This is a genomic window from Streptomyces sp. NPDC059668, from assembly GCF_042734135.1.
Lineage (GTDB): Bacteria > Actinomycetota > Actinomycetes > Streptomycetales > Streptomycetaceae > Streptomyces.
Map to the genome: position 1 here is coordinate 144,277 of NZ_JBHWEL010000004.1, position 10,624 is coordinate 154,900.

A 10,624-nucleotide genomic window follows, 5' to 3' on the forward strand; every position below is an offset into this window, starting at 1 on the left:
CGTTTTCGCGGGGGGCGCGGGCGCGCGCGGGGGGGGGGGGGGCGACGCGCGGGCGGGGCGCCCGGCGCGCGGGCGCTCGCGGGGGGCGGGGTGGGTCACTCGGCGGTCCGACCTGTCGGACCGGCCGGGCGGGTCTGGCAGGTCAGGCGGCGAAGCGCTTGAACGCCGCGCGGGTGCCCGACCCCGCGACGCCGTCGATCGCGCCCGTGTAGCCGTAGTCGTCCGCGAGCAGACGCTGCAGCGCCTTGATCGTGTTCGTGCCGGGGTCCCCATCGATGGCGCCCGTGTAGCCCCAGTACCTCGCGAGGCAGCGCTGGAAGGCCTTCCAGCTGTTGGTGCCCAGCTGACCGTCGATGGTGTCGGTGTATCCCCAGTAGTCCGCGAGGAACTGCTGGACGTTCTTCGCCTCGGCCGTGGTCAGACCGAAGTTCTGCGTCGCGGCCGCGGAGGCCGGCTGTGCGGCCGCCGCCGTCTGCGCGGTGCTCGCGGTCGCCGCGAAGCTGGTGCCCGCGGTCGCCACACTGCCGGCGGCGAGGCCGGCAACGGCGATGAGGCCGGCGATGGTCCTGCCCAGAGCGTTCGGTCGCATGCGTTCCTCTTTCGGTCGTGGGTCGGCACCTGTCCCGACTGGCGGGGAGGTGGCGAGACCAAAGGTGAACCGCGCCCGGGCACGGTGGCTACGGCCGTGGCGCAGGTGACGGTCTTACGGGACGACCACCCCGCTGACCTGCGACGAAAGCATCCGGTGGGACGGCCACGTGGGACACCTGTGACAGATGTGGCGGGCTCATGCAGAATGCGCAGCAGCGGAGGGGGCCGCTGTTCAGGCTGATGACCGCATTGGGGGGAAACATGCCGCGCTCCAAGGCGCTGCCCGCTGAACTCGATCCCTGCGCAAGGGAGTTGGTGGAGCGGTTACGCCAACTGAAGGACCACGGTGAGCTGACGATGCGGCAGCTCGCGGCCAAGACCGGCTACAGCGCCAAGTCGTGGGAAAGGTACCTGGGAGGTACGGCGCTGCCGTCCCGGGAGGCGGTGGAGGCACTGGCCCGGATCACCGGAGCCGATCCCGTGCCCCTGTTCGCGCTGCATGAGATCGCCGCCGACACCTGGAACAGCCCCCGCGCCAGGCCCGTCGCACAGCCCCGCCCCACCGCGCAGGAGCAGCAAGGGCAGCAGGAGCGGGAACGGGGAGATGAGCAGGAGCAAGGGCAAGACCGGGGGCAGGGGCAAGAGCAGGGGCAGGAGCAGGCGGTCAGGCCCACGGGTCCGCCTCTCGGGTTGCCGGACGCACCGATCGCGCTCACGGAGCCACCCGTCAACGGCCCGGCCCCCGGCCGCTTCCCGCACATCGCCCTCACGGCAGGCGTCGTCGCCCTGACCGTGGCCGTCCTCGCGGCGCTGTTGCTCATGCTGCGCCTCGACGAGGACGGGACCTCGGCGGCCGTCGCCGTTGCGCCCAGCACCGCCGTGGCCTCGTCGCGGGCCTCCTACACCTGCCGCATCACTCGCGTCGACGGGCGTTGGTCGGCAGGCGTCAACAACGGCCGCAACACCGAGATCTCCTACGGCGCCACAGGCGACGACGTCGCCGAGGCGCAGTGTCTGCTGCGCCGGGCGGGCATCTCACCCGGCGGGATCGACGGCATGTTCGGCCCGCTCACACTGCGGGCGGTCAAGGCGTTCCAGCATCGCGCGGGCCTGGTCGCCGACGGCATGCTGGGGCCGCGCTCCTGGACGGCGTTGCGCGGATGACACCCAGCGCACCCTCACCACCGGGCGCTCGACTGGCCGCCGCGCTGCGGCAGTTGAAGCAGCGCACCGGTCTGAGCCTGGCGCAGCTCGCGGAAGCGACCACCTTCAGCAAGTCGTCCTGGGAGCGCTACCTCAACGGCAAGACCTTGCCGCCCCGCAGCGCGGTCAAAGAGCTGTGCCGTCTCGCCGGCGAACCCGCCGACCATCCGTTGGCGCTCCTGGACATCGCCCGGACGGACCGGACGGACCGGACGGACCGGACGGAAGACAGCGCTCCGACGCGGGGGACGCCGGCTCGACAAGGCGGCGGCACCCGAACGGACACACGCGCTTCGGCCCCCGCCACCGCCGTGCCCGGAACCGGTCGAAGCGAGCCGGTCCCGAACGACGCCGACCTCACCGGCACCGACCCCACCCCCACCGAGCTCACCCGCACCGACCCCACCGGACGCCGGCGCGCCACCGTCCTCACCGCCGTCGCGTCGGTCTGTGCCGTGCTCCTGGGAACGCTCGTGCTCATCCACCTTCCCCCCTCGCAACGCAAGCAGGCGTCACCGTCCCCGCCGTCCCCTCCGGCCGGCGGCGCGCTCTGCCGGGCCACCGCCTGTCAGGACAAGGACCCGATCACGACGAAGTGCGCCGCCGACCCGTTGACCCTCGCCGAGCACGAGACCGCCACGGGTGCCTGGGTCCAGATCCGCTACAGCCAGGAATGCGGGACGAGCTGGGCCCGGATGTGGGGCACGGTCGTGGACGACCGGGTCGAGATGCGGGTGGGCGGCCGGGCCGGCTCCCTGCGCGGTGCCCGGGTCACCAGCCGCAACGAGGCCGACACCTACGTCCACACCCCCATGAGCGTGGTCAGGACCGGGACATCCGTGCAAGCCTGCTTCAGCCCCGCGGCGGGCGGCGGGAAGGAATGCTTCGAGATCTCCGCCCCCTGAGACGCCGGACGCCCCGTGCTGCGACTTGCGTGGAACGTCGAGTTGTTGCTGGTCGAGCCCGTCCCGCCTCGGCCACGTCCGCGCTCGTCATGTCGGAGGTGATGTCGGCCGCCGCACGGGCCCGGTCTTCAGGAGGACGGCGTGTTGATTTCCTGTTCGGCCCAGACGGTCTTGCCGACGGAGGAGTGACGGGTGCCGCGTCGACTGGAGAGCTGCGCGACGAGGAAGAGGCCGCGGCCGCCCTCGTCCGTCGGACGGGCATGCCGCAGACGTGGCACGGAATCACTGGTGTCGGTCACCTCGCAGACCAGCACCTCGTGGCGGATCAGGCGAAGGGTGATGGCGCCGGCACCGTGTCGTACGGCGTTGGTGACCAGCTCGCTGACGATGAGTTCCGTGGTGTCGGCCAGACCCTCCAGTCCCCATCCGGTCAACTGGGCCGTGGCGACGGCCCGGGCGTGCGCGACGACGACCGGATCGTGCGACAGGTCCCAGGTGGCGATCTGCGACGGCGGGAGCGAACGTGTCCGCGCCAGGAGCAGCGTGGCGTCGTCCTCCAGCGCCCTGGTCGGCAAGGTGTCGAACGCGGCCGTGCAGAGTTCGTCCAGAGGTCGGCCCGGTCGCGCGAGGACGGTGCCCAGCCGACGTATCCCCGCGTCGATGTCCTGGTCCCGGCTCTCCACGAGCCCGTCGGTGTAGAAGGCGATCACACATCCCTCGGGCAGTTCCAGTTCCACCGCCTCGAAGGAGGCCGGTCCGACACCGAGCGGCAGACCGGCGGGAAGGTCGGGGACCGAGACCTCACCCCGCGGCGAGATCACCACGGGGGGCGGGTGGCCCGCCCGGGCCATCGTGCAGCGCCGGGTGGCGGGGTCGTAGACGGCGTACAGGCAGGTGGCACCGGCTTCCGCGCCGGCGCGTTCCGTACTGCCGCTGTCCTCCGCGTCGAGGCGCGAGATGGTGTCGTCGAGGTGGGCCAGCAACTCGTCCGGGCACAGGTCCATGTTGGCGAGGGTGTGCACCGAGGCCCGGAGCCGGCCCATGGTCGCCGCGGCGTTGATGCCGTGCCCGACCACGTCGCCCACGACCAGGGCCACCCGGGCGCCGGACAGCGGGATGACGTCGAACCAGTCGCCGCCCACGCCATGCTGTGTGTCGGCGGGCACGTAGTGGGACGCCACGTCCACGGCCACCCCGCCGATGAGCCGGCCTGGCAGCAGGGTGCGCTGAAGGGCGAGGGCCGCGGCATGCTCGCGCACGTAGCGGCGGGCGTTGTCCAGGGACAGGGCGGCACGAGCGACGAGTTCCTCGGCCAACCGCAGGTCGTCCGCCTCGAAGGGCACGGAGTCGGCCATGCGGAAGAAGACCGCCACGCCGAGCACCGCACCGCGCGCGTGGATCGGGACGATCATCAGCGAGTGCATCGCGTACCTGCGTATCCTGTCCGACCGTCGCTGATCCCGGTCGAGCCAGGTGTCGCTCGAGGCGTTGACCACCGGTTCGAGGTGTGACTTCCCCGAGGCCAGGACCTCCGTGAAGGGGGAGGGAGACGGTACGGACACGATGTCGCCGCGTTTCCAGATCGACTCCGGGGCGCCCTCGTGGATCGATGCCACCCCCGCTCTGCGAAAGGCGGGGACGTAACCGTTCGTCGAGCCCAGCCGGGTCGGCGAGTCCTCACCCAGCGAGACGGAGTCCGCGAGGTCCACGGCGACGAAGTCCGCGATACGGGCCACGGCCAGGTCGGCCAGTTCCTGCCCGGTTCTCGTCACCTCCAGCGTGGTGCCGATCCGGGTGCTGGCCTCGCTGAGCACGGCGAGGCGCTCGCGGGCCCGCTGCCGGTCCGTCACATCGACGCTCATGGCGCACACCCCCGCGGTGCGCCCGTCGGCGTCGTCGAGACGGAAGAACGAGGTCGAGAAGGAGTGCTCCTGCTGTGGCTTCGTCGGCATCCACGTGCGGTACTCGTGATCGACCAGCGGCTCCCCGCTCTTCAGGACCCGCCGCATGACCGCCTCGACCGTCTCGGCCTCGGGTCCCGGCAGCACCTCTGTCAGCCGGCGCCCGAGCCGCTTCTCGCGGGGGATGCCGTCCTGGAGTGCCAGCGCGTCGTTGACCCAGGTGCAACGCAGGTCGGTGTCACGTACGGCGATACCGATCGGCGCCCCGCTGAGCAGCGCCTGCACGCCGGCCCCGTTCATCGGCCAGCCGGGAACGGTCGTCGTCTCGGTCGCGGTGACCAGCCACCGCATGCCTCCGTCCCGCTCCGTGAGGGGGCAGACCCGCAGGTGCACGTCGAGCGGGGTGCCGTCGCGGCGGCGTAGTCCCGCGATCCCGGACCAACCGTCGCTCCGGCGGCTCCGATCCGTGAAGGCGGGTGCCCTCAGGATCACCTCCGGGTCCATCAGCAGCCGACCGACGAATCGGCCGATCGCGTCGGCGGCCGAGAAGCCGCTGAGCCGCTCGGCCCCCCGGCTCCACGCGACCACCAATCCGCGTGCGTCCACCGCCGCCATGGCCGTGCCGGACGGGTGCCCGGCTCCTTGTCCGGCGTCGGGCAGCGTGTCCCTGGCTCTGGCCATTGGCACCGTCCCTCCTTCAGAGAGTCGATCGGGCGGCAGGACTGCCGTCGGCGAGGCGGTCGAGCCAATCCGCCAGGAGCGCGCCCTCGGAGGGTGTCATCGCGACGGTGCCGCTCCGGGTCAACGCCTCGCGCAGGGCCGCGGCTCGGCAGGGCACGTCCGGGCTCTGCCCGGCGACGGTGCTCGCGGTCGTGATCATTCGCAGCGCGTGTTCACGGGCCGTCGCCGGCAGGCTCTGATCCCGCTCGGAAGGGGGCGTCGCGATGAGTGACAGCACGACACCCAGGCCCATGGCGTGGACGAGCTGCGTGGCCCGGTCCACGCTCATGCGGAGCCGGCCGTCCGCGGCCACGCGGGCAAGGATCCGGCGCAGGATCGCGATGGTCTCCAGTCCCTCCGGTATGCCGCCGCGATAACGGCCTTCGCCGTACATCAGTACGTAGAAACCCGGCCGGGAGAGACCGAACCCGACGTGCAGGTCCCAGGAACTACGCAGATCGGCGACGGGGTCGTCGGTCTGTTCGAGGGACTGCTTCTCGCGCAGATACTGCTGGAAGCCGTACGCCGCGAGGGCGTCGAGCAGTCCGTCCTTGTCCCCGAACAGCCGGTACAGAGTCGGCGGCTGCACGCCGGCCGCCGCACTCACGGCGCGCGTCGAGATGCCCGCACGTCCTTGGGAGCTCAGGAGCTCCGCGGCGGCGCACAGGACCCGTTGCCGGGTGCGTACAGCCCGTTCTTGCATCTGTCCAATTTATCACTGTTATTACAACTTTCCATAGCATTGATATAGAACGTATCGAACGTCCGGCGAGGCCTGCGCCCGCGACCGGCTGCTCCGTGACCGACCGGCTGCTTCGTGACGGACCGGGCACCGCCGCCGCACGGAGCCACGGCCACCTGAGGGACCATGGCATCGAGAAGATCGTCCGAGAGCTCCGTGTCCACCGGATCCTGGAAGGAACCAACGAGATCATGCGCGTTATCGTGGCCCGCGGCCTGACGGGGGCGTCCGGATGACCGGCCCCCACGACGCCGGGGCGGCCACCGGCACCGACGACTTCGTCCTCCTGCGCACCGAGGGGCACGCCGCGTACCTCACCCTCGACCGGCCCCGGGCGCTCAACGCCCTCACCCACGCCATGGTCCGCCGTATCGGCTCCGCGCTCACGGCCTGGGAACACGACCCGGCGGTGAAGACCGTCGTCGTGACCGGCGCGGGGGAGCGGGGCCTGTGCGCGGGCGGCGACATCCGTGCCATCCACGACGACGCCCGGAACGGGGACGGCACGGCGTCGGCGGCCTTCTGGCGCGACGAGTACCGGCTCAACGCCCGTATCGCGCGCTACCCGAAGCCCTATGTCGCCGTGATGGACGGCATCGTGATGGGCGGCGGCGTCGGAGTCTCCGCGCACGGCAGCGTACGGATCGCCACCGAACGTTCGCGGATCGCCATGCCCGAGACGGGCATCGGCTTCGTCCCGGACGTCGGCGGTACCTATCTCCTCTCCCTCGCACCCGGCGAACTCGGCACGCACCTGGCGCTCACCGGAGTTCCGGTGGGCGCGGGCGACGCCCTGCTGTGCGGGCTGTCCGACCACTACGTGCCGTCCGCATCCCTGCCGCGGCTGGTCCAGGACCTCGCCCACGCGCCGGTACGAGAGGTCCTGGGCCGTCACGCCAGGGACGCGCCGCCCGGGGACCTCGCGGAAGCACGGCGCTGGATCGACGCCTGTTACTCCGCGGACACCGTCGAGGAGATCGTCGACCGGCTGCTGGATCACGGGGACAGCGCGGCCAAGCAGGCCGCGGAGACCCTGCTCACCAAGTCACCCACCGCCCTCAAGGTCACCCTCGCCGCGATGCGCGCAGCCCGCCTGACCACCACCCTGGAGGAAGCGCTCGACCGGGAGTACCGCGTCTCCTGCGCGGCGCTCACCCGACCGGACCTCGTGGAGGGCATCCGCGCCCAGGTCGTCGACAAGGACCGGGACCCGCGCTGGTCGCCGTCGACACTCGCCGAGGTCACGGACGCGGACGTCGCGCGCTTCTTCACCCCGCTCGGCGAGCGTGAACTCGGCCTCGCGGCCGCCGACATCGCGTAGGAGGGGCACCGGAGGGCGGAACCGTAGCGTTCGCCGGTGCCGGGGCGCTCACAGCGGACTGCCCGGTACCGGGCCCCGTACGGGGAGCCCGGCGAACCGCGACCGCGGCCCGGGTGCGGGGCGCCGCTCAGGATCACGGACCCGCTTCCGGCGGGTGACGAGGCAAGGGGACGGAGAGTTCACGAGTGAATGGCCGAACTCGCCGCGAGCCGGGCGAGTTGTACGACGCGAGCGGCCACGACGTGCGAACGGCGTTACATTCACGCGGTGTTCGCGGCCGCCGGCCAGAAGGAGGGGGGCGAACACCTTCGCCGGGAAGGCGGTCGGCGTGCTTCACCCGCCGCTGACCCACAGGTCACGGCCGTCTGCTCCCACCGGCGAGACGAAGATCACGGCGGTTGGGACGGTCTTGGCCATGAACCCGACACGCGGTACGGTCAGTGCGATATCGACGACGGCATGGCGGAAGCCGGTGGAAATCCGGCACGGTCGCGCCACTGTGAACGAGACCCCCTCCTCAGGGGGTCTCTCAAGTCAGACCCGCAGCTGTCGTCCTGTGCACCACCGAGATGGGACGCGAACTCCCGAGGAGGTCCTGCCATGGCGCAGACCGTCGCTCCGCCGACAGCCACCCCGATCCCCGCCAAGCTGCCGATCGGCACGATCGTCCCCTGGGCGGTCTTCTTCGGCATCCTGATGCTGGTCCTGCTGTACTTCGTCGGCGCCGAGCAGGGTGCCACCGCCGTCGTCTCCGGCGAGGACGTCCACGAGTGGGTGCACGATGCCCGCCACCTCCTCGGCTTCCCCTGCCACTGACGAGGGACACCGCGCACCCATGAACTCCGCAACCGTCCGAAACCTTCTCGTGCGGGGCATGCTCGCCGGCCTCGCCGCCGGTGTGCTGGCCCTCGTCGTCGCCTACTTCCTGGGCGAGCCCAGCGTCGACGACGCCATCGGGTTCGAAGAGGCCCACGCCCCGGCACACGGGCACGAGGTCGAGATCGTCAGCCGTAGCCTTCAGTCCACCGGCGGCCTCGCCACCGGCGTACTGATCTACGGCGTCGCCTTCGGCGGCATCGCCGCCCTCGCGTACTGCTTCGCGCTCGGCCGCGTCGGCCGCTTCAGCCCGCGCGCGACCGCGTTGCTGCTGTCCGGCTGCGCCCTGCTCGCGGTGTACGTCGTGCCGTTCCTGAAGTACCCGGCCAACCCGCCGTCCGTCGGCGACCCCGACACCATCGGCAAGCGCACGACGCTGTACTTCCTGATGATGGTGCTCAGCGTGCTGCTCGCGATCGCCGCGGTGATCCTCGGCAAGCGGCTCGCACCTCGTTGGGGTACCTGGTACGCGACCGTCGCCGCGGTCGTCTTCTTCGTCCTCGTGATCGGAATCGCCTACGAGTTCCTTCCGGTCATCAACGAGGTGCCGAAGGACTTCCCGGCCACCCTGCTGTGGCGGTTCCGTACCTCGGCCCTCGCCATCCAGCTCACCCTGTGGACCGGCTTCGGTCTGGTCTTCGGGGAGTTGGCACAGCGTCTGCTGGCCCCGCGACCGGCGGCGGCCGTGGCCGCGGGAGCAACTCCCGTACCGAACTGACACGTTCACCCTGGGACGACGTACGAGGAGACGTACGAGAAGACGTACCGAAGACCGCTGGGACATCAGCGGGCGATCACACGCGGAGGGCCACCGGAACCGTCCGGGGGCCCTTTCGCGTTCTCCCGGAACCCACGATCTGCGAACGGGGGGACGGCTCGCGAGACTCCCCGATCACGCAAGGGCGACGACGGCCACAGGGAGGGACGCGGGCGTAGGGCCCGGGTGACCGGAGGACCACGACGTCACCCCGTGGTGAGGGCCCGTGCCCTGTCGTCCTCAACCCCGGTCGCACCCGTGAAACCTCGCCTCGGGCCGTCCCGTCGGGCCGCCTGGGCGCGCCGCACGACAGGGCGGGAGCAGGCGTCCGGAGCGAAGAACGGCGGCAACTCCGGCGCCGGGGCGTCGCGTTCGCGGGGGACCGTACCCCGTCGTCGGATTCCCACGGGTACGGGGCCCGGCACCGCGCGAGTCGGTCGAGCAGCCGCAGTGCCGTCTCCCGGTCGGCGTCCCCGTGTCGTGGCCACGGCCGGATCCGTACGCGGTCGGTCCCGACGGTCGCCGCGTCCGCCAGGCCGTACCGGGCGCCTGCCGCATGGTCTCCCCCAGGGTCACGTGGCGACGAGGTGCGGAACGCGCAGGCCGAGGCCCACGCCCTGCCGACGTCCGAAGCGGATCGTGGTCGCGTGATCACGGATCATAGCGTCCACCCCGTGCCCGTCGTGCACCGAAGAGTGGATCGCCCGGATCAGGTCTTCGGAGGTGCCGACGCCCCTCGTCGTCGGCACGGACGGACGGCTGTGGGGGACATCACGGGGTCCACGGGGGAGCAAAGTGCGATATTGGCGATGTGCAGCATTCAACCATTTTGCCCGAGCGTGTCCTGGCGACGGTGGTCGGGGCGATGCGTCACCTGGCCCATCGGATCCGCGACCGGCGGCCGGGCCATGTGGTGCACGGTGTGAAGACCCTGATCGCGGCACTGCTCGCCTGGGGTGTCGCGGCTCCGTGGTCCCCCGGCGGCAGCCCGTATCTGGCGGTCGCCACGGCACTGCTCATGGTCAACGCGTCGACTGTGTACCAGTCCGTGACCAAGGCGGCGCAGAACGTCGTCGCGAAGCTGGGCGGCCTGGTCCTCGCTCTCGCGACCGCCTGGCTCTTCGGGGTGACCGCCGGCAGCGTCGCGGTCATCGCGGTCGTCGCGGTGCTGGGAGGGCCCCGTCGCACGACCGACGACCGGCTCCAGATCGCCTCGACCGCGGTCATCGCCCTGGCCGCCACGGCGACCGCGCCGGTGGGAAACCTCCTGTTCCCCGCGCTGCAGACGCTGACCGGAGCGGTGGCGGGTATCGCCGTGAACGCGCTCGTCCTGCCCCCTTTGTACGTGGACGAGTCCGAAGCGGCCGTGCGCGATGTGGCCCACGCCATCGGAGGGTTGCTGCGGGACATGGGTGACGGTCTGGCCGACCGGAACCTCACCGTCAAGGCGCACGCGTGGTTGCACCGGGCACGCACCCTGGAGAAGCGGGGGGGGGGCCGCGCGGGGGGGGGGGGGGCGGCGGCGCCGGGGGGGGGGGGGGCCACCCCGGGTGCGGCCCCCCCCCGGCGCCCGCGCCGGTCCGACGCGCGCGCGTGGAGGGGCTTTGG

9 protein-coding genes, 1 pseudogene and 1 riboswitch are annotated in these 10,624 nt (G+C 71.6%); of the genes and pseudogenes, 7 read left to right on the forward strand and 3 right to left on the reverse strand.

What is annotated here, in order from left to right; genetic code table 11:
- Positions 1 to 142: 142 nt before the first annotated feature.
- Complete coding sequence (locus ACFV2J_RS05375) at positions 143 to 589, reverse strand: peptidoglycan-binding protein (protein ID WP_385083077.1); 447 nt, start codon at positions 587 to 589, stop codon at positions 143 to 145.
- Between the two features lie 263 nt (positions 590 to 852).
- Between ACFV2J_RS05375 and ACFV2J_RS05380 the strand changes: the two genes are divergently transcribed.
- Together ACFV2J_RS05380 and ACFV2J_RS05385 are read left to right on the forward strand one after the other, a co-directional pair.
- Complete coding sequence (locus tag ACFV2J_RS05380; RefSeq protein WP_385083076.1) at positions 853 to 1,755, forward strand: peptidoglycan-binding protein; 903 nt, start codon at positions 853 to 855, stop codon at positions 1,753 to 1,755.
- A complete protein-coding gene (locus ACFV2J_RS05385; protein WP_385083075.1) occupies positions 1,752 to 2,699 on the forward strand; it encodes a helix-turn-helix domain-containing protein in 948 nt (315 codons plus the stop codon). The genes ACFV2J_RS05380 and ACFV2J_RS05385 overlap by 4 nt, the downstream gene beginning before the upstream one ends.
- A 128-nt stretch (positions 2,700 to 2,827) precedes the next feature.
- On the opposite strand, the gene ACFV2J_RS05390 is transcribed toward ACFV2J_RS05385, so the two are convergent.
- Together ACFV2J_RS05390 and ACFV2J_RS05395 are read right to left on the reverse strand one after the other, a co-directional pair.
- Positions 2,828 to 5,281: a SpoIIE family protein phosphatase gene (locus ACFV2J_RS05390; protein WP_385083074.1), complete on the reverse strand. Its 2,454-nt coding sequence runs from the start codon at positions 5,279 to 5,281 to the stop codon at positions 2,828 to 2,830.
- Between the two features lie 16 nt (positions 5,282 to 5,297).
- Entirely contained in the window at positions 5,298 to 6,023 is a 726-nt protein-coding gene (locus tag ACFV2J_RS05395) for a TetR/AcrR family transcriptional regulator (RefSeq protein WP_385083073.1), read from the reverse strand.
- A gap of 68 nt (positions 6,024 to 6,091) precedes the next feature.
- Here ACFV2J_RS05395 and ACFV2J_RS05400 point away from each other — a divergent pair.
- The 5 genes and pseudogenes from ACFV2J_RS05400 to ACFV2J_RS05420 all read left to right on the forward strand — a co-directional run.
- Positions 6,092 to 6,298 (forward strand): annotated as a pseudogene (locus tag ACFV2J_RS05400) (acyl-CoA dehydrogenase family protein); the annotation flags it as partial.
- Complete coding sequence (locus tag ACFV2J_RS05405; protein WP_385083072.1) at positions 6,295 to 7,383, forward strand: enoyl-CoA hydratase/isomerase family protein; 1,089 nt, start codon at positions 6,295 to 6,297, stop codon at positions 7,381 to 7,383. The pseudogene ACFV2J_RS05400 and the gene ACFV2J_RS05405, both read left to right, overlap by 4 nt.
- A gap of 421 nt (positions 7,384 to 7,804) precedes the next feature.
- Positions 7,805 to 7,946, forward strand: a riboswitch (cobalamin riboswitch).
- Between the two features lie 37 nt (positions 7,947 to 7,983).
- Positions 7,984 to 8,199: a CbtB-domain containing protein gene (locus ACFV2J_RS05410; protein ID WP_148014965.1), complete on the forward strand. Its 216-nt coding sequence runs from the start codon at positions 7,984 to 7,986 to the stop codon at positions 8,197 to 8,199.
- A 19-nt stretch (positions 8,200 to 8,218) separates the two neighbouring features.
- The gene (locus tag ACFV2J_RS05415) at positions 8,219 to 8,977 is read left to right on the forward strand and encodes a CbtA family protein (RefSeq protein WP_385083071.1); all 759 of its coding nucleotides are present in this window, start codon (positions 8,219 to 8,221) and stop codon (positions 8,975 to 8,977) included.
- Positions 8,978 to 9,827: 850 nt separating this feature from the next.
- A partial coding sequence (locus ACFV2J_RS05420; protein ID WP_385437420.1) for an aromatic acid exporter family protein occupies positions 9,828 to 10,624 on the forward strand: 797 nt, incomplete at its 3' end.

What these genes read in the sequence shown, in the direction of transcription:
- ACFV2J_RS05380 (WP_385083076.1), top strand. Translation starts at nt 853, where the DNA reads ATGCCGCGCTCCAAGGCGCTGCCCGCTGAACTCGATCCCTGCGCAAGG.
- ACFV2J_RS05395 (WP_385083073.1), bottom strand. Translation starts at nt 6,023, where the DNA reads ATGCAAGAACGGGCTGTACGCACCCGGCAACGGGTCCTGTGCGCCGCC.
- ACFV2J_RS05390 (WP_385083074.1), bottom strand. Translation starts at nt 5,281, where the DNA reads ATGGCCAGAGCCAGGGACACGCTGCCCGACGCCGGACAAGGAGCCGGG.
- ACFV2J_RS05385 (WP_385083075.1), top strand. Translation starts at nt 1,752, where the DNA reads ATGACACCCAGCGCACCCTCACCACCGGGCGCTCGACTGGCCGCCGCG.
- ACFV2J_RS05415 (WP_385083071.1), top strand. Translation starts at nt 8,219, where the DNA reads ATGAACTCCGCAACCGTCCGAAACCTTCTCGTGCGGGGCATGCTCGCC.
- ACFV2J_RS05375 (WP_385083077.1), bottom strand. Translation starts at nt 589, where the DNA reads ATGCGACCGAACGCTCTGGGCAGGACCATCGCCGGCCTCATCGCCGTT.
- ACFV2J_RS05405 (WP_385083072.1), top strand. Translation starts at nt 6,295, where the DNA reads ATGACCGGCCCCCACGACGCCGGGGCGGCCACCGGCACCGACGACTTC.
- ACFV2J_RS05410 (WP_148014965.1), top strand. Translation starts at nt 7,984, where the DNA reads ATGGCGCAGACCGTCGCTCCGCCGACAGCCACCCCGATCCCCGCCAAG.